At 50.9% G+C, this 20,556-nt stretch carries 20 protein-coding genes; 15 read left to right on the forward strand and 5 right to left on the reverse strand.

Annotation, left to right across the window (positions count from 1 at the left end):
• Window positions 1-36: 36 nt before the first annotated feature.
• Complete coding sequence (locus DZC79_RS18175) at window positions 37-789, reverse strand: menaquinone biosynthetic enzyme MqnA/MqnD family protein (RefSeq protein ID WP_118953041.1); 753 nt, start codon at window positions 787-789, stop codon at window positions 37-39.
• A 99-nt stretch (window positions 790-888) separates the two neighbouring features.
• On the opposite strand from DZC79_RS18175, the gene rnhA reads away from it, so the two are divergent.
• The 12 genes from rnhA (at window position 889) to DZC79_RS18235 (ending at window position 14,291) form a co-directional block, all read left to right on the forward strand.
• Window positions 889-1,353, forward strand: coding sequence for a ribonuclease HI (rnhA, locus tag DZC79_RS18180; protein WP_232831878.1), 465 nt, complete (start codon window positions 889-891; stop codon window positions 1,351-1,353).
• 62 nt (window positions 1,354-1,415) lie between these two features.
• Window positions 1,416-4,400 (forward strand): M1 family metallopeptidase, encoded by a 2,985-nt coding sequence (locus DZC79_RS18185; RefSeq protein ID WP_157977256.1) that lies wholly within the window; start codon window positions 1,416-1,418, stop codon window positions 4,398-4,400.
• A 61-nt stretch (window positions 4,401-4,461) separates the two neighbouring features.
• On the forward strand, window positions 4,462-5,499 hold the full coding sequence (gene fbp, locus DZC79_RS18190; protein WP_118953044.1) for a class 1 fructose-bisphosphatase: 1,038 nt from the start codon (window positions 4,462-4,464) through the stop codon (window positions 5,497-5,499).
• Window positions 5,500-5,588: 89 nt separating this feature from the next.
• Window positions 5,589-6,461 carry an SDR family oxidoreductase gene (locus DZC79_RS18195; protein ID WP_118953045.1) on the forward strand — a complete coding sequence of 291 codons (873 nt, stop codon included), beginning with the start codon at window positions 5,589-5,591 and terminating at the stop codon, window positions 6,459-6,461.
• Between the two features lie 283 nt (window positions 6,462-6,744).
• Complete coding sequence (locus DZC79_RS18200; protein ID WP_118953046.1) at window positions 6,745-7,392, forward strand: TetR/AcrR family transcriptional regulator; 648 nt, start codon at window positions 6,745-6,747, stop codon at window positions 7,390-7,392.
• On the forward strand, window positions 7,370-8,722 hold the full coding sequence (locus DZC79_RS18205; RefSeq protein ID WP_118953047.1) for a TolC family protein: 1,353 nt from the start codon (window positions 7,370-7,372) through the stop codon (window positions 8,720-8,722). Before DZC79_RS18200 ends, DZC79_RS18205 begins: the two co-directional genes overlap by 23 nt.
• Window positions 8,723-8,794: 72 nt before the next feature.
• The gene (locus DZC79_RS18210) at window positions 8,795-9,913 is read left to right on the forward strand and encodes an HlyD family secretion protein (protein WP_118953048.1); all 1,119 of its coding nucleotides are present in this window, start codon (window positions 8,795-8,797) and stop codon (window positions 9,911-9,913) included.
• A gap of 54 nt (window positions 9,914-9,967) precedes the next feature.
• Window positions 9,968-11,542, forward strand: coding sequence for a DHA2 family efflux MFS transporter permease subunit (locus tag DZC79_RS18215; protein WP_118953049.1), 1,575 nt, complete (start codon window positions 9,968-9,970; stop codon window positions 11,540-11,542).
• 247 nt (window positions 11,543-11,789) lie between these two features.
• The gene (locus tag DZC79_RS18220; RefSeq protein ID WP_118953050.1) at window positions 11,790-12,080 is read left to right on the forward strand and encodes a hypothetical protein; all 291 of its coding nucleotides are present in this window, start codon (window positions 11,790-11,792) and stop codon (window positions 12,078-12,080) included.
• Window positions 12,081-12,298: 218 nt separating this feature from the next.
• A complete protein-coding gene (locus DZC79_RS18225; RefSeq protein ID WP_118953051.1) occupies window positions 12,299-12,892 on the forward strand; it encodes a Crp/Fnr family transcriptional regulator in 594 nt (197 codons plus the stop codon).
• 65 nt (window positions 12,893-12,957) lie between these two features.
• Window positions 12,958-13,410, forward strand: a complete 453-nt coding sequence (locus tag DZC79_RS18230) for a DoxX family protein (protein ID WP_118953052.1) — start codon at window positions 12,958-12,960, stop codon at window positions 13,408-13,410.
• Between the two features lie 86 nt (window positions 13,411-13,496).
• Window positions 13,497-14,291, forward strand: a complete 795-nt coding sequence (locus tag DZC79_RS18235; RefSeq protein WP_118953053.1) for a GNAT family N-acetyltransferase — start codon at window positions 13,497-13,499, stop codon at window positions 14,289-14,291.
• Here the strand turns inward: DZC79_RS18235 and DZC79_RS18240 are convergent.
• Window positions 14,288-14,692 carry a hypothetical protein gene (locus tag DZC79_RS18240; RefSeq protein WP_118953054.1) on the reverse strand — a complete coding sequence of 135 codons (405 nt, stop codon included), beginning with the start codon at window positions 14,690-14,692 and terminating at the stop codon, window positions 14,288-14,290. The two genes, DZC79_RS18235 and DZC79_RS18240, sit on opposite strands and share 4 nt — an antisense overlap.
• A 127-nt stretch (window positions 14,693-14,819) precedes the next feature.
• On the opposite strand from DZC79_RS18240, the gene DZC79_RS18245 reads away from it, so the two are divergent.
• Entirely contained in the window at window positions 14,820-15,383 is a 564-nt protein-coding gene (locus DZC79_RS18245; RefSeq protein WP_118953055.1) for a DUF4142 domain-containing protein, read from the forward strand.
• A 1,097-nt stretch (window positions 15,384-16,480) separates the two neighbouring features.
• Here the strand turns inward: DZC79_RS18245 and DZC79_RS18250 are convergent.
• From DZC79_RS18250 to DZC79_RS18260, 3 genes are all read right to left on the reverse strand, one after another.
• On the reverse strand, window positions 16,481-16,735 hold the full coding sequence (locus DZC79_RS18250) for a hypothetical protein (protein WP_118953056.1): 255 nt from the start codon (window positions 16,733-16,735) through the stop codon (window positions 16,481-16,483).
• A gap of 652 nt (window positions 16,736-17,387) precedes the next feature.
• Window positions 17,388-18,224: a T9SS-dependent choice-of-anchor J family protein gene (locus DZC79_RS18255; protein ID WP_118953057.1), complete on the reverse strand. Its 837-nt coding sequence runs from the start codon at window positions 18,222-18,224 to the stop codon at window positions 17,388-17,390.
• 276 nt (window positions 18,225-18,500) lie between these two features.
• Entirely contained in the window at window positions 18,501-18,713 is a 213-nt protein-coding gene (locus DZC79_RS18260) for a hypothetical protein (RefSeq protein ID WP_118953058.1), read from the reverse strand.
• A gap of 450 nt (window positions 18,714-19,163) precedes the next feature.
• On the opposite strand from DZC79_RS18260, the gene DZC79_RS18270 reads away from it, so the two are divergent.
• Both DZC79_RS18270 and DZC79_RS18275 read left to right on the forward strand, forming a co-directional pair.
• Window positions 19,164-19,472, forward strand: a complete 309-nt coding sequence (locus DZC79_RS18270) for a DUF1905 domain-containing protein (RefSeq protein ID WP_118953060.1) — start codon at window positions 19,164-19,166, stop codon at window positions 19,470-19,472.
• A gap of 342 nt (window positions 19,473-19,814) precedes the next feature.
• Entirely contained in the window at window positions 19,815-20,552 is a 738-nt protein-coding gene (locus DZC79_RS18275; protein ID WP_118953061.1) for a DUF3108 domain-containing protein, read from the forward strand.
• The last annotated feature ends 4 nt before the right edge of the window (window positions 20,553-20,556 follow it).

Genomic DNA, 20,556 nt, shown 5'->3' on the forward strand with positions numbered 1-20,556 from the left:
TGTGTTAATAGCAAACGCTTAGCAAAACGCCGGAGATCAGACGATGGAAGGCGCTTTCAGGTATTCCAGGAATAGTGCCAGGCCTTTCTTCTTTTCCTCATCCAGGAAGTACCGGATATTTTCCCGGTAATAAATATTCAGGTCATAAACAGGGTAGAGGTTTTCCTGTATCACCTCCTCCAGGTGCTGCAATCCCAGGGCATTGGCTTCATCAAACTGCCTGAGAAAAGCCGGCGGCAGCTCTTTGTTGGCTACCCATGCGGCAAAAATGAACGGCAGGCCGGTAAACTGCTGCCAGTGCTCGGCAAGGTCATAGATGTAGGGGAAATGCGGAAGCTGTTCCAGCGCCCGGTCGCCGATGATGACCCCGGCGTCGCTGCCGTCGATCAGCTCAATATAATTTTCGGGCGCCTGCAGCACTTCGACCTCTTTTTTCCAATAGTGCTTCAGCAGCACCTGGGCCAGCCTTACAGAAGTACGGCTCTGGTAATCGAGGTAAACCCTTTCAATGTTTGCTACCGGCACCTTGCTGAAGAGACATACGGAAGCGACCTTGCCTTCGGCGCCGATACCATAATCGGATACGATACGGGCATTGGGAATAGAAGGAATTGCGGCAACAGGCACCAGGCCCAGGTCTACAGTGTCCTCGCGCAGATGTTGGGCAATCAATGCAGGATATTCCAGCACCAGGTCGATCTCTTCCATTACGGCATGGCGGGAGATACCGAAAAGTAAGGGTTTTGTATTAAGGTAACTTACAGCAGAAACTTTTATTTTGCGGTCCAAGATTGTAATTTTGACCGCAAAGGTAATCGAAATGTATCCTTGGGCAAGGCATGGAGATGATGCGCTGCCCGTCTATTGACTGATATTTAAATTCCACATTTGTCACTGATTATTTATACCGACGGCGCATCGCGCGGCAATCCCGGCAGGGGAGGCTATGGCGCCATATTACAATGGGGCGGTAAGGAAAAAGAGCTTTCTGCCGGTTACAAGCTGACCACCAATAACCGTATGGAGCTACTGGGCGTGATCAAGGCGCTGGAGGCGCTCACCCGCGAAGGCCTGGACATCCAGATCTTCACCGATTCGGAATACGTGGTCAATTCTATAGAGAAAGGATGGGTGTTTGGCTGGGAAAAGAAAGGATTTGCCGGTAAAAAGAACGCCGACCTGTGGCAACGCTTCCTGAAGCTTTACCGCCGGCATCGCATTAAGATGAACTGGGTCAAAGGACACGCCAGCAATGTGATGAACAACCGTTGCGATGTGCTGGCCACCCGCGCTGCCGACGGCGGTAACCTGCTTACCGACGAGGTTTACGAAGCGGAGTATTACGCGCAATAAGCGTTTTTATACCTACTATCATAACAAGCGGCCTGCACGCAGGCTGCTCAAAACGATCACCTTTGAACCTGAAACGAACCGGAGCCGCGCTCCTGCTTTCTTTGTCCTGCACAGCGTCGGCGCAGCAAGCCTACTGGCAGCAACGTGTGGATAACAACATCGCCGTAACGCTCGACGACCGGGAGCATATGCTTCATGGGCACATCAGCATGCGTTATACCAATAATGCTCCCGATACGCTGCGTTATATCTATATGCATCTTTTTCCCAATGCCTATAGCAGCGACCGTACGGCATTTGAGCGGCAGGCGGTAGAGAACAAAAACACCGCGCATTATTTCAGCAAGGAAGACGATCGCGGCTATATCGACAGCCTGAAGTTCACTGTCGTTTCCGATGAGGCGAGCCGGCAGGCCGGCGTGGTGGCTACCGGCGACCCCGACGTGATCCGCGTGGTGCTGCCGCAACCCCTGGCGCCGGGCGGACAGATCACCATCGAAACGCCGTTCCGGGTGAAGCTTCCCCTGACCTTTTCCCGCATGGGGCACCAGGGGCAATCTTACCAGGTATCGCAATGGTTTCCCAAGCCGGCGGTATATGATGCCCACGGCTGGCACCCCATGCCCTATCTCGACCAGGGAGAATTTTACAGCGAATACGGCGCCTACCATGTGGAAGTGACCCTGCCCGAAAATTACGTGCTGATGGGAACGGGCAACATCCTGGAGGAAAAAGAACGGCTGTGGCTCGATAGCCTGGCTAAGCTACCGGCAGGCTTTACCGGTAAGGAAAGCCGCAAAAGCGCTTTGCTGAAAGATACTGCCAACATCCCTTCTTCGCCGGTGATGAAGACGATCACCTTCGAGGAAGAAAACATACACGACTTTGCCTGGTTTGCGGACAAGCGCTGGCAGGTGCGGAAAGATACGATCAGCGTACCGGGTACGGGGAATATTGTTACGGCATATACCTGCTATCTTCCGAAACATGAATCCGGCTGGGAGAAAAGCCTGCAGTGGGTACGGGATGCCATCAACGGCTACAGCAGTGCTGTAGGTCCCTATCCCTATAAAACGGTTAAGGCCGTGGAAGGCGCACTGAGCGCGGGCGGCGGCATGGAATATCCCACCATTACCGTGATCGCAGCATCCAACAGCCCGGACGAAGTACGCACCGCAGTCGTGCACGAAGTGGGACACAACTGGTTCTATGGTATGCTCGGCAGCAATGAAAGAGCTTACCCCTGGATGGATGAAGGCATTAACAGCTTCTACGAGCATAAGTTTGCGTCCACCGGCGCCATGTGGCTTGGCGGCAAAGATATCAATGAGCTGGTTTATGATATGCTATCGGCAACGCACGACCTGGTGCCTGCCGATACGGCCGCTGCGGTAATGCCCGAAATGAATTATCTCGCCGATATCTATGTGAAGTCGGCCGGCTTTATGCGCTGGCTGGAGGCGTATATGGGCCCCGATACATTCAGGTCGGCCATGCAGGAATACTTTAATACCTGGCAGTACAAACATCCGCAGCCCGCCGATTTCGAGCAGATCTTTCGCAGGCATTCTGCAAAGAACCTGGATTGGTTTTTCAACCGAGCCATACAAACGACCAAGCCTGTTGACTTTGCGCTAAAGGCAGATAAAGAAGGGGTGACCCTGAAGAACAGGACAGGCTTCAGCGCGCCGGTCGCTTTTGTCGCCTACCAGGGACAAGACTCGGTCACGCAATGGGTCGAGCCTTTTACCGGCAGCAAGCGGGTAGCCTATACTACACCAGGTAATTACAGCCGGGTGAAGATCGCGGAGGCCATACCCGATTACAATGCGCAGAACAATGAAAACCGTTCCCCGCTGGCATTGCGTCCTTTCTTCGGCTTCAATACCACGCCGCAAAACAAGATATGGTATGCACCCGCCATCGGCTATAACTATTACGATGGCTTTATGGCAGGCCTTTTGCTGCACAACATAACGGTGCCACAGCATAAGTTCAAATTTATCCTGGCGCCGTTGTACGGCTTCAGCAGCGGGACTTTCGCCGGAACCGGCATTATAGGTTATACCGCTTACTGCGACAAAGGCTGGCTGCATGATATACAGCTGAGCCTGGAAGGAAAGACCTTCAGCTATGATAAGACCAATACCAATATACCGGACTACCTGCACAGCCGCTATGTCAAGGTAGCGCCCGAAATCATTTTCAACCTGCGCAAACCCGACTGGCGCAGCACAGTGGAACGCAGCATTTCGCTGAAAGGCTACTGGATCCGGGAAGAGCAGTTCGCTTTCAATATGAACCCCGCCGATAGCCTTTACTATCCTTCAAAAGGCGGCTATGAAGATAATTTTTACGCAAGGCTGCGTTACCGGCATCAGAACAAACGTACCTTCAATCCGTTCAGCTATGTCCTGGAAGCGCAGGCAGGCAAGCAATTTGCCAAGCTGAGCCTGGAAGCCAACCTTAAGATCGATTATTTCAAAAAGGATAAAGCCCTTTATCTCCGCGGATATGCCGGCAAGTTCTTCGACCTCACCAGCTCCGGCTCCGATGCCTACCGGTACCGCATTGCCAATACCTACAGTGGCTGGAACGACTACCTCTACGACGAGACCTATGTCGGGCGCAGCGAAGCCACAGGCACCTGGTCGCAGCAGGTAAGCATGAAAGAAGGCGGGTTTAAGGTCAATACGCTGCAGTATTCGTCGCAGCTGGGGCTGAGCGACGATTGGCTGGTATCGCTCAACATCAAGAGCGACCTGCCTTTATTTAACCTGCCCATACGGCTGTTTGCCGATGTCTCTACCTTTTCCAATGCCCGCCAGATGAACCCCAGCGGGGCTACCGTCCTGTATGTGGCCGGGGTGGAGATCTATAGCGCCGACCTGCTGTCGATCTATATCCCATTGATCATGAGCCGCGACTTCACCGATTATACCAAATCGGTATACCCCGAAAATCGTTTCCTGAAAACGATTACCTTCAGCCTCAACCTGGGCAATGTGGACTGGATGAAGCTGCCGGGTAAAATATTGAAACTATAGCTATCTGTGCCCGGGGTTACGTATCTTTGTGCCCCGAAAAACATTAATTATTACGTAAAAAATGGCAACATCCCGTAAACTGATTACACTAGACGAATTCACGATCCAGCAAACCCGTGCCTTTCCCAAAGCGACAGGGGAACTGTCGGCGCTTCTCCGCGATATTTCTCTGGCCTGCAAGCTGATCAATAAGCAGGTAAATAAGGCCGGCCTGGTCGATATCATCGGCAAATTCGGTGCCACCAATGTGCAGGGCGAAGAGCAGATGAAGCTCGATATCTACTCCGACGAAATGCTGATCAATGTATTGCGTAACAGTAACGATTGTGCCGGTATTGCTTCTGAAGAAAACGACGACTTTATCGCTTTCGACGATGAATATTCTGTGAATTCTAAATACGTGGTGCTGTTCGATCCGCTCGACGGCTCTTCCAACATCGATGTCAATGCTTCCATCGGCACTATATTCTCTATCTACCGCCGCGTATCCCCGCTGGGACAGCCCTGTACCAGGGAAGATTTCCTGCAGCCGGGCAACAAGCTGATGGCCGCCGGCTACGTGATCTACGGCAGCAGCACCATGCTGGTGTATGCTACCCGCCTGGGTGTAAACGGCTTCACGCTCGAGCCTTCAATAGGTGAGTTCTGCCTGTCGCATCCTGATATGGTATGTGCCGAGAAAGGAAAGATCTATTCGCTGAACCAGGGCAACAGCCGCCAGTACGACAAAGGTATGCTGGCCTTCCTGGATTACTGCATGGAGCTCAACAAGGACGACGGACGCCCCTACGCACACCGCTATATCGGCTCTATGGTAGCCGACCTGCACCGTACGCTCATTAAGGGCGGTATCTTTATTTATCCTGGCGATAAGAAAAACCCCAACGGTAAGCTGCGCCTGCAATACGAATGCAACCCCATGTCCTTTATCATAGAGGCCGCAGGAGGCCTCAGCTCAGATGGTAAGCAAAGAGTGCTGGATATACAGCCTTCGGAGCTGCACCAACGGGTACCCATTTTTATCGGCTCCAAATTGATGGTACATAAGGCTCTTGAATTTGTGACGACCGGAACAGCGGAAGAAGCAGTAGCGCCTTAACCTTGTTTTTTACAGGCCTTCCAAAGGAATGCGCGAAGCATCTGAGTGGATATCACGATCTTTATCGCAGCGCACTTAATGAAACAATAATGAAAGTATTTATTTCCGGGGCATCCGGGTTGGTGGGAAGCAATTGCCTGAAACACTTTAAAGAGATGGGCTGGAATGTGATCGGTTCCCATCTGTCTTTTGCAACAGCCGATACCGTTTTTTACAACACGCTTGAGCCGGCGCACCCTGAAAATTTCGATGTGGAGACCTTTCTGCCCGATGTGATCGTGCATTGTGGCGCCCTGACACATGTGGACTACTGCGAGGCCCACCCGGAGGAGAGCTATGAAAAAACGGTGCAGAGCACCAGGAACCTGGTAGCGCTGGCCCGTAAATGCAAGGCGCGTTTCGTGTTTATTTCCACCGATTATGTATTCGATGGTGTGAACGGACCTTACCGCGAAGATGCCGCAGTCAACCCGCTCAGCGTTTATGCGCGGCATAAGCTGGAGGCGGAAACCCTTGCGCTGAAGGAGCTGGAGCATACCCTGGTACTGCGTATCACCAATGTATATGGTAATGAGCTCCGCAACAAAAACTTCGTGGCCCGCATTGTAGAGCAGTGCAGGGAGGGCAGGAAGCTGACGCTCAAATTGCCTTACGACCAGTTTGCCAGCCCGGTCAATGCCTGGGACATCGCAAGGGCCATGTACCTGCTGCTGAAAGATAATAAGGAAGGTATTTACCACATTGGCGGCAGCGATTATATGAACCGGATAGAACTGGCCTTAAGAGTGCTCAGCTATTTCCCTTCGGCCGAATACGACCTTATCCCCGTAAGCACCAAAGAGATGAACCAGCCCGCCGCGCGCCCACTCTTAGGCGGCTTTGTGAAATTGAAATTCGCTACGGAATATCCCGGCTTCCTTTTCGGTACAGTTGACAGCTACGTGCAATCGCTGCTGCGCTGATACCGGTTTCCTGAACTGACGCTTTTTATAGCAGACGGACGACGGCCGCTGGCTTACGCCGGCGTCAGTCGTCCGTTTCTATTGCAGGTTCCTTCCGGCGAAGGCTCTGCTGCCCGAGAAAGTGCCAGCTTTCCATCTCAAACCCCTTGTTTCACGCTTGTAATAGGTTTTGTCTATATAGCCGGGAGATAATTTTTCTGTAAAAAATTAATTAAACGTTTGTTTAATTCAAACGTTTGTTTAATTTTGTGGTTGTATATGTCAACGAATAAAATTAACGGCGATGGAAACTGAATTGAACGACAAGCAGCTCCAGATTATGGATAAGGCGCTGGAAGTGTTCGCAGAGAAGGGATTTGATTCTGCATCGGTACGCGATATTGCGCAGAGAGCAGAAGTGAATGTGGCGATGATTTCCTACTACTTCGGATCGAAGGAAAAGTTGCTGGAAGCGATTTTCAGAAACCACACGGGAAGCATGCGTAAGAAGATCGAGTCGATTATTCATTCCAAAACACATGATCCGCTTGAAAAAGTAGACCTGCTGATCGATACTTATATAACAGTGATCATTGAGAACCATAGTTTTCACCAGCTGATGATGCGCGAGCAGGTATTAATGAAGGAAGGACCTTTATATACGCTGATCAAGGATATGAAGACACAGAACCGCAACCTGATCGAAATTGCCGTGAAGGCAGGACAGAAAGCAGGCCTGTTTCAGAAGAATATAGAAGTGAATATGCTGGCAGTGACCCTTATCGGAACCGTAAACCACTTTTTCTCTAATTACAAATTCATATGCCAGGAGTCTAACCAGAAATCGGGAAAGGAAGGTGATTACGACGCCGAATCCACCGAAAAGCTCCGCTCGCATATAAAAGTCATGTTCAAAGCATTTTTAACTTATGGAATATCGAACAAAAAGTAAGGTAGGGCTCATGGCGGCCCTGTTGCTTTCGGCCAATACCCTGCAGGCCCAGCAAACCCGGCAGCTATCGCTGGACGAGGCGATACAGCTGAGCCTTGATAACAGCAAGAACCTTAAAGTGTCACAGGCTAAGATCGACCAGGCGGCCGCCGAGCTGAGCGAAGCCAGGCTGCGTCAATATCCTGATCTTAAAATCTCGGGCTCCTACCTGCGGGTGAACCAGCCCAATATAGATATGAAGGCCAAGCTGGGCGGCAGCGGCCAGGGCGAGGGCAGCAGCTCAGCCTCTGAGATAAAAGTGGACCAGGTAGCTTATGGTATGGCCACCGCGTCCTTACCCCTATTCTCCGGCCTGCGTATCCGCAGCGGTATCGAATCAGCCAAGTACCTGAAGAGGGCCGCCGAGCTGGATGCGCAGCAGGATAAGGACGAAGTGATCCAGAACACCATCGCTGCCTACTACAATCTGTACAAAGCGCAGGCGGCCCTGGGATTGGTAGAAGAGAACCTGAAGCAGGCACAGCAAAGAGTAAAGGACTTCAGCAACCTGGAGCAGAACGGCCTGATGGCCCGCAACGACCTGCTGAAGGCACAGCTGCAGGAATCCAATGTGGAGCTGGCCCTGGTGGATGCCCAGCATGCCCGCGACATCGCCAATTTCAATATGGACCTGATGCTGGGACTCAACGAGCAAACCGAGCTGAAGCTGGATGCCGGTGGTCTGGGCAGGACCTACAAGATCGAAAGCCTCCAGGCCTGGGAAGATAAAGCCCTTGCCAGCCGTTCGGACTACCAGGCGCTGCAGCAAAGGCAGCTGGCTTCCAAAGCCGGTATCAAAGCAGCAAAGGGTGAATACTATCCTTCGCTGGCCCTGAGCGGTGGCTATGTAGCAGCCGATATTCCCAATTTCCTGACCGTAACCAACGCGCTGAACGTAGGTGTGGGACTGAGCTATAATATCGCTTCGCTCTATAAGAACGGCGCCAAAGTAAAACAGGCCAAAGCCCGGGAGCAGCAGCTGCACTGGTCATCCATGCAGCTCAACGACGGCATCCGGATGGAGATCCACCAGGCCTACCAGAACTACCTGGAGAGCGTGAAGAAGATCGAAGTTTACCGTAAAGCCGTAGAGCAGGCCAGGGAAAACTACCGGATCACGAAGAACAAATATGATAATGCGCTTGTGACCACTACCGATCTGCTGGATGCAGACGTAGCGCAGCTGCAGGCCGATATCAATTATGAATACGCCAGGGCCGATGCCGAAGTGGCGATCAATAAGCTCTATGAAACTGCGGGTGTACCCCGGGATCCCGGAGCAAAACAATAAAAGATAATTATGGCGCATTCCTGCGCCGGATACAATACAACTCACATTCAACAGCACATCTAATAAACAACAATGGAAAATAATCAGGCACAACCTCAGGCTGCTGAGGAAGCGAAAAAACCAAAGAGTAAACGTTTTGCCATCGTATTTGCCGCATTGGTGATCGTGGGCGGTACTTATGGTGTGATCAAGTACATGCATGCGCAAAAACATGAGGAAACAGATGATGCACAGGTAGAAAGCCTGATCAGCCCTGTTATTCCCCGCGTATCCGGCTATATCAAAGAGATCAGGGTGAGCGATAACCAGATGGTTAAAAAAGGCGATACCCTGCTGATCCTGGATGACCGCGACCTGCGCGTTAAAGTTGCAGAAGCAGAAGCTGCGCTGGCAGCTGCCCAAAGCAGCGCAACCGTAGCCGGCGCCGGTATACCGGTGGCCTCTGCCAATATCTTCTCGTCCGAGTCCAACATCAATACGGTTGATGCGCAGATCGAAGCGGCTAAAGTAAATGTCTGGCGCGCCAACCAGGACTTTGCCCGTTATGAGAACCTGATTAAGGATCACAGCATTACCCAGCAGCAATACGAGCAGGCGCTTGCAGCCAAGCAAACAGCTGAACGTCAGCTGGACGTGCTGAAGGCCCAAAAGCAAAGCGCCAGCAGGGCAACAGCTGTAGTAACCCAGCAAAGAAATGTGACCTCCGGCCAGGTATCTGTAGCCAACGCTACCATCAAGCAAAGGGAAGCCGAGCTGCAGGCAGCACAGCTGAATCTCAGCTATACTATCATCATTGCAGCAGTAGACGGCCAGGTATCCCGCGTGAACCTGCAGCCCGGACAGCTGCTCCAGGCAGGACAGGCATTGTTCAATGTCGTGCCGGAAGGCGCTTGCTGGATCGTCGCCAACTTTAAGGAGACCCAGCTCACCAAGATGAGGCTGGGACAGAAAGTGATTGTGAAAGTGGACGCTTTCCCCGATCATGAATATGAAGCGAAGATCACTTCGTTCAGCCCCGCTACCGGTGCTAAGTTTTCCCTGCTGCCTCCGGATAATGCCAGCGGCAACTTCGTAAAAGTGGTGCAGCGCGTGCCGGTGAAGATTGAGTTCTCCAATCCCAAAGACGACAAGCTGAAGCTGCTGCGCGCCGGTATGAACGTATACGTGGACGTGCACCTGGATTCCAAATAGCACCGGCCAATGCCGCCGGTCGGCCAAGACCGGCACTCAACAATTTAAATCATTATGCAACAGGAATCTTTAGTTGAATACGGCAGCAGGAGAGCCATTGTCACCATCACTGCTATTTTGTGCGCGCTGCTGGAGATCGTGGATACGACTATTGTCAACGTGGCCCTCAACAACATGAAGGGCAACCTGGGTGCGACCTTGAGCGAGATCGGGTGGGTAATCACGGCCTATGCGATCGGCAATGTGATCATCGTGCCGATGACCAGCTGGCTGTCGCAGCAGTTTGGCCGGCGCAATTACTTTGCGGCCTCCGTCATGCTGTTTACCGTCTGCTCTTTCCTCTGCGGTAATGCCACCACGATGTGGGAATTGATCTTGTTCCGCTTCCTGCAAGGTGTCGGCGGTGGTGCTTTGCTGGTGACTTCTCAAACGATCATTACAGAGAGCTGGCCCCCGGAAAAAAGAGGCATGTCGCAAGCCATCTACGGTCTTGGCGTAATTATAGGACCCACGCTCGGACCGCCTTTAGGAGGTTATATTGTGGAACATTTCAGCTGGCCTTATATCTTTTACATCAATATCCCTATCGGTATTATGGCCTTTATGCTTACCCTGCAATATGTAAGAAGTCCTAAATACGGGGAGAAAAAATCATCCAAAGAAATCGACTGGTGGGGAATCTTGTTCCTGGCTGTTGCCGTAGGCTCGCTGCAATATGTGCTGGAGCGGGGACAGGAAGACGATTGGTTTAATAACAGGGAAATTTTGTTCCTGAGTATAACGGCGGCGCTCGGGTTTTATTTCTTTATCTGGAGAGAGCTGACCTATAAAAACCCGATTGTTGAGCTGCGGGTACTGAAGAACGGGAACCTGCGTATCGGCACCGTACTGTCCTTTATCATGGGCTTCGGTCTGTATGGATCAACCTTCGTGGTACCCTTGTACCTGCAAAACTCCCTGGGCTGGAATGCGCAGCAGGCGGGTATGATCATGATTCCGGCAGCCTTAATGACGGCGTTTATGATGCCTATTATCGGGCAGTTATTGCAAAAAGGAATTAAACCGCAATACCTGGCAGCCGCAGGAATGTTCCTGTTCTTCATTTATAGTTTCTGGGGCAGAAATATTCTTACACCCGATACCAGCAAGCAAGCCTTCTTCTGGATGCTGATGATGCGTGGCGCAGCCATGGGTATGTTGTTCATCCCTGTTTCCACGATGTCTTTATCTACCTTAAAAGGGCAACAGATAGGGCAGGGCGCTGCCTTTACCGGTATGATGCGGCAGTTAGGTGGTTCCTTCGGTATCGCGCTTATTACCACCTTTATGACGATGGGTAACGCAACTCACCGTAACGATCTTCTGCAGAATATTACTGCAGACAATATTAAGGTACAGCAACAAGTGGCCGGTTCTACTGCACGGCTGATGAACTTGGGAATGCCGCCTAACCAGGCCAGGACAGCAGCCTATCAAATGCTAGACGGATCAGTGATGCGCCAGGCCGCCGTGCTGACCTATATGGATGTGTTCCTGTATATCGGTATTATGTTCCTGGTGTGTGTACCCTTCATCCTCATGATCCGCAGCAGCAAGCAGAAGGTCAGCATGTCCGAAGCGATGCACTAGGCCGGAGACAAATATTTTTTATCAAAAGAAGAAGAGGGGTTGTTCCATAAAGGATCAGCTTCTTCTTTTTTATACCGGACAGAAGAGAAGACGCATGGCCCTTATAGCAGGCAGGTTCAGCCCGGCGTTCCGGGTGTAAACGCATACGTTTTTTATCTTAGATTTATATTATTTTGTTGATAATAGTTGAAAATGATAGCAAAGCGAAAAATAAACAATTACTTTTGTCACAAAAAAAGCAAGATAAATGGAATATTGTACTTTTTCCTTTAGCGTCCACTACAACAATCGGAAAGTGAAAAGCGGCGTGGCTCCTTATCGCGGAGAACGCCTTGATGAGGAAAGCCTGCGGGAGTTTGTACAGGAATATTTTTCAGGTGCGCCCGAAAGCTATAACCTGATCGAAGTGAAAGTGGAAAAGGAATTCAAGGACGAAGAGCAATGGATCAAAGGGATCATCGACCTGGACACCTTCCGCTACCTGCAGAAAGTGAACGGTTATGCCGGTGAATTGCTCCAGAAATATTTTGATCGTTAACGCATACGATAACCGATATGGAAAACGGCAGGACGAGATCCTGCCGCTTCTGTTTTAGGCAGCCTATGAAGTGCAGCGCTGATGGATTTTGACCAGACCAGGACGGCAATCGGCTGAACGGCGATATTACAGTGGACGGCATTCCCATGGTGCCGGATTATTCGGGTCCCGGCCCGCACCGTGTCGTTTTTACAAAAGCACTTTAACACTTCAGCACGATGAGCAAGGACAGCGATCCACGGCAACAGATCAAAGCAGCTATAAACCGCCTGCAGCCTCTGCCCGAAGCAGAGTGGGAAGCATTTGCAGCGCAGATGACCCTGAAACGCTATCCCAAAGGCGCCTTCCTGGTGAAAGAAGGGCAGGTCGAAAATCATATCTATTTTCTCAACAGCGGGGCCACAAGGCATTACTTTATCCGCGATGGTAAAGAGTTTACGGTCGATTTCCAGTTTGCCGGCGACTTTGTTACCGCTTATTATTCGCTCATCACCCGCGAACCCAGCGCCGTGTATATAACAGTGCTGGAAGAGGCCGAAGCCTGGAGCATCCCCTTCAGCGCGCTGCAGTATTTCTACGACCGCTCAAAATATAGCGAACGTATCGGCCGCCTGATCGCGGAAGGCGAATACGTAAAGCGGCTGCGCAAAGAAATGAGCCTGCTCTCGCTTACCGCTGAAGAACGCTATACCGCGTTGATGGCCAGGAATCCCGCGCTGGTCGCCAGGCTCTCGGTAAAGCATTTGTCTTCTTACCTGGGCATACAGCCCGAGAGCCTCAGCCGTATCCGCAGGCAATTCGGTAAAAGCTAACATACATCATTGTTCATGCCCTTCCCGGTATCGAATTTTGTGTGGTCATCAAAAGCTGGAAAATCATGAAAGTCTTGGCCATATTGATCATCACATTCGGCTTGAGCACCGGTATCTCGCGTATGATCACCGGCAGCTGGAATCTCGTTTTCAGCGGGAACCTGGCCCTGTTCCTGATGCTCTGTGTCACTGCTATCGGGCACTATAAATTTGCCCCCGGTATGGCGATGATGATGCCCGGCTTCATTCCTTTCAGGAAAGAGATCGTCTTCTGGAGCGGTATCCTGGAGATTTTGCTGGGTCTGGGACTATTATTCCCTTCGACCCGTTCTATGGCAGGCGTGTCGCTGGTGATCCTGCTGGTGCTGATCCTGCCGGCCAATATCAATGCCGCAGCCAGGCATATTGATTTTGAAAAAGCAACCTATAGCGGTCCGGGACCGGCCTACCTGTGGTTCCGTATACCCATGCAAGTATTCCTCATTGCCTGGGTATATTGGTTTGCCCTGCGCCGGTAAATACAGGAAAACAAAGCGGCGGATTCTGTTGACACAATGTTTACGGATATGGCGGCGTTGTATTAGTTTTATACAAACATCGCTTTATGCTGATCACTGCAATGCAGCCAGACGATCTCTCGCAGCTGGACCTGCTTACGCCCGAAGGCTGGGACAATCTGGTTCCTCATTTTACCTTTAACCTGCAGGCTCCTTTCTGCCGGCCGCTGAAAGCCTTGCTGGACGGTCAGATCGCAGGTGTAGGTAATATTATCTATAACGAAGACACCGCCTGGCTGGCCCAGATCGTAGTGCATCCTGCTTTTCGTAAACGGGGCATCGGAAAAGCGATCACGGCTGCGCTGCTGGAGCAGGTCGACCGGGAACGTTTTCCTACGGTATTGCTCGATGCTACTGATATGGGTTATCCTGTGTACCGGAGCCTGGGCTTCGATACCATTACCCGGCATGTCCACTTTGCCGGCCCTTTGCTTCCTGAACCCTCTATACCCGGAATCATTCCTTACCAGCCGGCCTACCGGCAGGCCGTCTTACAGTTGGACCGTGAAGCTACCGGCGAGAACCGGGAGGCTTCTGTACAGGCACACCTGGACCATGCCTGGCTTTACCTGGACGGAGATCAGGTACATGGGGCTTTCTTTCCTACGCTTCACCGCGGACTTATTGTTGCCGGCGATCCTGTAGCAGGACGCGCCCTGCTGCGTTTGCGTTTGAGCTGTAAGACCCATGCTATGGTGCCCGAAGAAAATACGGAAGCGATTGCTGCCCTGCAGCAGCTCGGCTTCCGGGAGCAGCGGCGGTCGCGGCGCATGCGGCAGGGCCCCGCCCGGCCCTGGCAGCCCGGTATGATCTTCAATATTACAGGAGGAGCTTTGGGCTAACCATGCTCAGTCGTCACAGGCTTCCATTGATGCTTTCCCGGATAGTATTGCTGGCTGAATTTGATATGCAGCCGTTCCTGGTCGCCCGCATCGCGCATCATCAGCACCGGGAACAGATACTGACCCGCGATCGTTAACACTTCTCCTTTATCGTTCAGGAACAGGCAATGCGTTTCGCTGTTGAAGAAACGTTCTTTTTTGATCGGAATGGGAATGGAGAGCTCCGTGGTAATACCGCTGGGCAGGCCCCCGGGAGCTGTGACTGCGATATCCGCTTTTTCGCGGGTATAGATATGGATCGTTGTTTTCGCGTGAGCGATATGCCCCGCATGGCGCTCTCCTATATCGAAAGCATCGCCGGGTATGGAATAATAGATATCGCAGCGTACCTGGGAAGTCATGTGCAGGTTGTTTGTACTATAATAACCACGATGAAGGCAACAAGGTTGTGCTTCGCTTTTTAATGTTTCCGGCGCAACTTTTCAACGTGGCCTATGTTCTTCCTGCATATCCATTAGCTATAAGATCATGAATAGGCTGTTTGCAGGCCGGGCAGTACTATGGGCGCTGTTTTTCCTTTGCGACTGTACCGGCCGGCACAATGATCCGGCGGCATCCGATGTGGCAGCGCTTTCCCGGCCGGCCGGCGATTTCATCGTAAAGGTAGCTGAAGAGCATATGGCATCAGCAGAGTTGGGTCGCTATGCTTCCGGCCAGGCCTCTGATTGGCGGCTGCGCACTTATGGCTGGCATATGCTGGCCTTTCACCGGGCCGCGCTGCAGAGGGTAAGATTTATTGCTACAGCTCGTGATATACGGCTTAACGATACCATGGGCGAAGGTTATCGGCGGCTTGTCGATAGCTTGAAACAAAAGGCCGGCAATCCCTTCGACTCTACCTTTATGTCTGTAATGGCAGAAAGGGAAAAGATGATGATCGGCGATTACGATCGGGCAATTCAGAAGATCCCCGATCCGCAGATAAAAGCTTTTGCCGCTGCAGAGCGGGACAGCCTGTTGCAGCACCTTGTACGCATCACAGCGATCAGGGATAGTATCAATGTTAAAAAGAAACGTTGGGCTGCTCCGTGATAAAATTCTGATGCGGAGACTTAGCTTCCCACCTCGGTTGTTGTGCCTGTCGAAGCGCCGCTATATGGTTGTCCTTTCGACAAGCTCAAGGACCGGCAGTTTATTTGTTCCTATATCGGGTAGTCAGCTAAAAATTAACATTTCTCAGGGATTTTTATGAGGAGTGACGACATAACAATGCAGGAATGCAGCCCATTTTTTATAGATTTATGACAAAGGCACTTGTGTTACTTTAAATTATTGATAATAAATAGATTGGGCGATCGTTTGCTTTGTTTCCAGGCATTTTTGCCATTTTTCTCCTCTTTGGACCCTCGATAAAACCCCCGGAATCTCTACGTTTATTACCTGAAAATGACCACTTATAAACTAATTAGTACCGTTTGTTAAATTTTGTACATTGATTTCATCGTTCCTTTTTACATTCGTCATGTATTTGCTTCAAATACATATTGTTTATTGAGTTAGTATAATTTATGCAGTATTATTTTAAGTGCGGGTAATATTGCAAAGCCGGATTTTAACATTTGCTGCGCGGTGAATGATTAAGATCCGGAATCGATACCAACGGCCCTTGTTTGGGCGCAACATAATGTACTGACTGATTCCGATCAGTACTATCACCAGAAAAAGGAAGGGTTATCCGTGGAGGATAACCCTATTTCTTTTTTTAGGCAATCATTTCTCGCAGCGGTGCAGCGAATGCTGTTTTGCTCCATAAGAGCCCAGAGGCACGAGTGCTGAAAGAAGATGTGTTTTTCCCGCGGTGATGTAATGAGCTTTTATTTGGTGCTTAAAACCTTCGTGCCTTCGCCTGAATAAATTTCCTGTAGCTGTTTGCCCCGTAGGGGCAAAAGATTTGTAGATAAAACAACGATAATCCATGAAATTGCCCCTACAGGGCCTTGAAGGTTTCAACGGTTAAGCGGCCAGACTGAATAAATTATGCCGGCGCCGATGTGCATATTAGCATTCTTTATACAAATCGGGGGAGATTATTTGCTACCTTTGTTCTTTCATGGTGATAGGGTTTATAGGGGCTGGCTCATTCTTGGGCTGGCTTTCTTTTTTATAACCTATATGCTGGTTCCCGCCGATCAAGGTAGCCGGAGTTGCTTACGCGTAATGCTAAGCAGTTCCATGTCGATATCAGCCAGTGACAGGTCGTGGTGATCGGCGAGTATTTGCTGGTAAAGGCCGGCAAAGGCCTCAAGGGCCGAAGGAATAAAATCATCGAAGTAGACGACACGGTCAAAAGCATCTTCCTTGCTGCCGTCGAATCGGAATACGGGCCCTTGCGCCAGCCTGGCCCTGATTGCCTGGGTCAGCAGGCAACTCACCTGGTCTTTCATGTTGTTTTTTTTGTCGAACGGCTGCTGATCTGCATGGGGTAGAAACCAGGGCCGGAAATATTGGTTTGGATACCGCCGGATGCGGCGAAACAGGCTTCAAAAGTACATTTCAGCGCCAGTCGGCACAACCCCCATTTTAGTGCCCCCTCTTTTGTCTCCCCCAAAGCCTTCATTTTTGTTAAAATGAACCTGGAAATTTTACTGTTTTTTACCTGTATTTTCCTGTCGCTCTCCGCTTTATATTTGTGATACTGAAAGCACTATCACCTGTTACCGGCTGGAAAGCCAATAAATCACAGGATATGGATAAGGAATTTATTAACAGTAATCAGCTGATCACCTTGCTGACGATAGGGGCCCTGGTCCTTATTTTCTGGCTCACTGTTTACCTGCCGATCACCGAATTCAAAATGTAAGTTCTGAATAGCGGAAACGGATGACGACTATTGCCTGCTCCCTTATGGGACTAGGTGAGGGGCTCTTCCGGCGCCTTTCGCTGATCATCATAAAGAACTCCTGTCCCTGATGCGGGCCTCCTCTCTTTTTTACGGTTCTTGAAGGGGTTGGCACGCGTTGGGGACAGGTTTTTTCTTTGTTAGGTGTTCTTTTACCCGCAAAAAAGCCCGCATAAAGCGGGTTTATCTTCTGCTCCTTATTGTTTGACGAAAGGGATCATGGCTTGCCCTTGCTTCAGGAAGTACATGCCAGGCGATAGCTGATGCAGGTCGAGGCTTTTGTCTTTAAAGGCGAAGCGGGCCCTTGTGCTGCCCGTAATATCAATGATCTGCCCTTCCTGCACATTCAGGTCTTCCTTGCCTGTGTATGCCCAGTAAAGGGTTTGACGTACCGGGTTGGGATAAAGCTTCCATGCGGCCCGCGCCATGCGGCTTTCTTCAACCGATGTTGTTATCGCCTTCGCCTCGAAGTTATCTACCGCGACCGTATACCAGTTTGAATAGGAAGTATAGTGAAAGGCCAGGTAGGCCGGACCGCTGGTTGCGGGAACAACTATATTGGCGGTGTCCCTGAAATTGTGGTTGGCGCTGCTGTGCAGGCCGATCAGGTTAGCCAGCAATACCTTGCCTGTAGCCGTTGCCGGGTCTGCGCTGCCCTTAAGCAGGTACAGCTGCACGCTGTCGCCCGTCTGAAGGCCCATGATAGAATAGACATTGATCTTAAAGGATACTTTTGCACCGGTGCTCAGGTTCAGCGATGGTGATACCGCCCAGTCGTTGGTCAGCTGCGCATCGCCGTCCATGGGATACTGGTGGAACAGGCAGTCGGGCGCCGAGGGAGGGATGATAGCCCCATCGGGCGCATCGGAGAGATACTTCCAGGAGTGCACACTGTTATAGCCTTTCCGGAAAAACTGCCAGCCGGTCTTTTGCGTAGCATTGTCGAAGTTAGTGGAATAGGGTAATGCGGTTTGTGCCGATGTGGAAAGCCATAGTCCGGTCATTGCGCCAGTCAGGATAGCGTAGCGTTTCATGTTACCTTTCTTTTAGTGGTTAAAGATTAAATTGGTTTAGGTCAATCAGCAGAATAAGACCTTGGGCTTGTTGGTAGACGTTGGCCGCAGACAGGCAATACGGGTTGCGAAATGCTGCTATTTTTCCTTGTCATTATAGAAAAAGAGAGGAATATAGTCCCTCCCTTTTTGCTCTGAACCTTGTGCAGTAAGGCTTCCGGCCGCTCGCTCCCGCACTGCGCTATTGTTTAACAAAGATGCCGCGGCCTGTTTGCCGGCAGGGAATCGCCGGGGTGGTTAATACAAAATGCCCGCGATCGCCCAATCCTCTATCAGCGCTGTCCAGGAGGCATACAGCAAATATTGCTCCCTTCCGTTCACTATGATCTGCACCTTTCCCGTTATTCTGAAATAGAGGATCCGTAAGGTATAAACCTTACCGGCTTTCAGTTGGGTCACTGCTTCGTTCCCCTGGAACAAAGCGGTGATCTCATCAAATATGATGGGCATGGTTGGGCTTAGGTTTGGATTAGGCAAGAACAAAGCCACCCTTGTTAGGAGTGGCGCAACAGTCGACAAGCCTCTTTTCTTGCTCGTGTATAACAGCGAAAGTCCTGTATTGTTTTTGTATTGTATAAGGTTTTCAGCAGTTTTTTTAGACCGGATAAAAACAGGATATCCTGTCGGTATTTTCCCCTGTTTCCGGCTTTCAGCTGCCTTAAGTTCACGCTGTCATTAACAGCCGGGGATATAACAAGGCCTTGGCAAATGGAGGACAGAATGAAGCACTTAATGATCATTGAACAGGGTAGCCTTATGTAGGGAGCGGCCGCAACAGAATAGATATTCTGGCAGCATTTTGTCGCAGCAAACCCTGCTTTCGTCGCGAAGGCACCCCGAAGAGGTTTTGTTCCTCTTGTAACTTTGGATAGATAATTGATCAACATAAATGTTCATCCAATGAAAGTAGCAAAAGTAAACGCCGCCGATATACAGCCGCTGGATCGCCGGTTCAGCGCGGTGTTGCAGAAGAGCGACAGCAAAGGCGGCTGGACCTACCTGGTCTGGCCGGAATCCGCAACCTTTTTCGGTACCCGCGGCCTGGTAAAAGTCAAGGGCACTATTGACGGCATACCCTTCGAAAGTTCCTTTATGGCCCTCGGCGATGGACGGCATAAGCTCCCTGTAAAGGCGGAATTGCGTCAGGCCATCGGCAAAGAGGCCGGGGACACTGTTGAGGTGCACCTCCAGGGCCGCATTCACCGATAAGAACCTTTGCCCGGCACGATCCGTTTTAGTGGTGAACAGATTGCGCTTCTTATAACAGGCGTATGGCGTGATTGAAAATGTCTTCTTTATAGCATTATTAACCGGCTGTTGGTGTAGATATGTTGCCATGCAGCGTATCTACACCAACATACATCCATAAGTCCCCGATCGTCATCGCGGTCGCAATATGCCCTGTCAGGCCGGCCGGGACGCACAGCGACCTGAGCGGCGGCAGGACTAAAGACTTACAACCCTGACCAGCCGGTATAAATTCCCGGAAAGCAGGTAGCGAATTCCGGAAGACAGTCCTTTAATTTTGTTTGTCTTTAAAGAACAAACCGAATGGGCCTCGTAAAATATGTAAGTACTTTCTTAATTTTATCCCTCCCTGTATTGTCCTATGGCCAGACCGTCCTGGCTCCCGGTGATCCTGCTGTTGAACAGAAATGGATCAGAGCGCAGGAGCAGCGTCTGGCCTGGTATATGCTAAAAGATACCGCAAGAATAACCATAGGCCATATCGATAACCAGATCCTTAAGCAGAACGGGAAGCTGATCCTGGTGACCCGGGTGCAGCTTAAAAATGCACCGGCGCCCTGGATAGATACTTCTGTAGCCGAACTGCCTACGCTCAGGCCCCTTTATCACGCTTCTTACAATGCGCAACGGGATATGGTATTGTATTTCGGCGCATCGGTTACCGGCAGCTACCGGGATAAGACGAAGCCGGATACTGTAACCATCAACGATCCCGCGCCTGCCGGGTGTTTTGACAGCAATCTCTATCCCCGGCTGCTGGCCTGGCTTCCTTTGAAAGAAGGCTACCGGCAATCGCTGCAGGTTTACGACTATAATCCCTCAGCTTCCGGCCCTACGGCGGTCCGTATTGAAAACGTAAAAAGCGGCGTCTATCCTTCTGTCCGTGCGGGCCTGAGGAAGGTATGGATCGTCACCGTCAGCGATAAGATCGGTGGCAGCGACAATACCAGCGTTTATTACTTCGACCAGGTAGATCGTAAATTGTGGCAGCAGGAAATTATTGCCGGCGGTCGCAGGATGCTGATGGCAGCCGTGGAATAGATGC

This window comes from Taibaiella helva (genome assembly GCF_003545695.1).
GTDB lineage: Bacteria > Bacteroidota > Bacteroidia > Chitinophagales > Chitinophagaceae > Taibaiella > Taibaiella helva.

Bases quoted from the DNA above. Each gene is read 5' to 3' on its own strand.
- fbp (WP_118953044.1), top strand. From the start codon at position 4,462: ATGGCAACATCCCGTAAACTGATTACACTAGACGAATTCACGATCCAG.
- DZC79_RS18195 (WP_118953045.1), top strand. From the start codon at position 5,589: ATGAAAGTATTTATTTCCGGGGCATCCGGGTTGGTGGGAAGCAATTGC.
- DZC79_RS18200 (WP_118953046.1), top strand. From the start codon at position 6,745: ATGGAAACTGAATTGAACGACAAGCAGCTCCAGATTATGGATAAGGCG.
- DZC79_RS18205 (WP_118953047.1), top strand. From the start codon at position 7,370: ATGGAATATCGAACAAAAAGTAAGGTAGGGCTCATGGCGGCCCTGTTG.
- DZC79_RS18210 (WP_118953048.1), top strand. From the start codon at position 8,795: ATGGAAAATAATCAGGCACAACCTCAGGCTGCTGAGGAAGCGAAAAAA.
- DZC79_RS18215 (WP_118953049.1), top strand. From the start codon at position 9,968: ATGCAACAGGAATCTTTAGTTGAATACGGCAGCAGGAGAGCCATTGTC.
- DZC79_RS18220 (WP_118953050.1), top strand. From the start codon at position 11,790: ATGGAATATTGTACTTTTTCCTTTAGCGTCCACTACAACAATCGGAAA.
- DZC79_RS18225 (WP_118953051.1), top strand. From the start codon at position 12,299: ATGAGCAAGGACAGCGATCCACGGCAACAGATCAAAGCAGCTATAAAC.
- DZC79_RS18230 (WP_118953052.1), top strand. From the start codon at position 12,958: ATGAAAGTCTTGGCCATATTGATCATCACATTCGGCTTGAGCACCGGT.
- DZC79_RS18235 (WP_118953053.1), top strand. From the start codon at position 13,497: ATGCTGATCACTGCAATGCAGCCAGACGATCTCTCGCAGCTGGACCTG.
- DZC79_RS18240 (WP_118953054.1), bottom strand. From the start codon at position 14,692: ATGACTTCCCAGGTACGCTGCGATATCTATTATTCCATACCCGGCGAT.
- DZC79_RS18245 (WP_118953055.1), top strand. From the start codon at position 14,820: ATGAATAGGCTGTTTGCAGGCCGGGCAGTACTATGGGCGCTGTTTTTC.
- DZC79_RS18250 (WP_118953056.1), bottom strand. From the start codon at position 16,735: ATGAAAGACCAGGTGAGTTGCCTGCTGACCCAGGCAATCAGGGCCAGG.
- DZC79_RS18255 (WP_118953057.1), bottom strand. From the start codon at position 18,224: ATGAAACGCTACGCTATCCTGACTGGCGCAATGACCGGACTATGGCTT.
- DZC79_RS18260 (WP_118953058.1), bottom strand. From the start codon at position 18,713: ATGCCCATCATATTTGATGAGATCACCGCTTTGTTCCAGGGGAACGAA.
- DZC79_RS18270 (WP_118953060.1), top strand. From the start codon at position 19,164: ATGAAAGTAGCAAAAGTAAACGCCGCCGATATACAGCCGCTGGATCGC.
- DZC79_RS18275 (WP_118953061.1), top strand. From the start codon at position 19,815: ATGGGCCTCGTAAAATATGTAAGTACTTTCTTAATTTTATCCCTCCCT.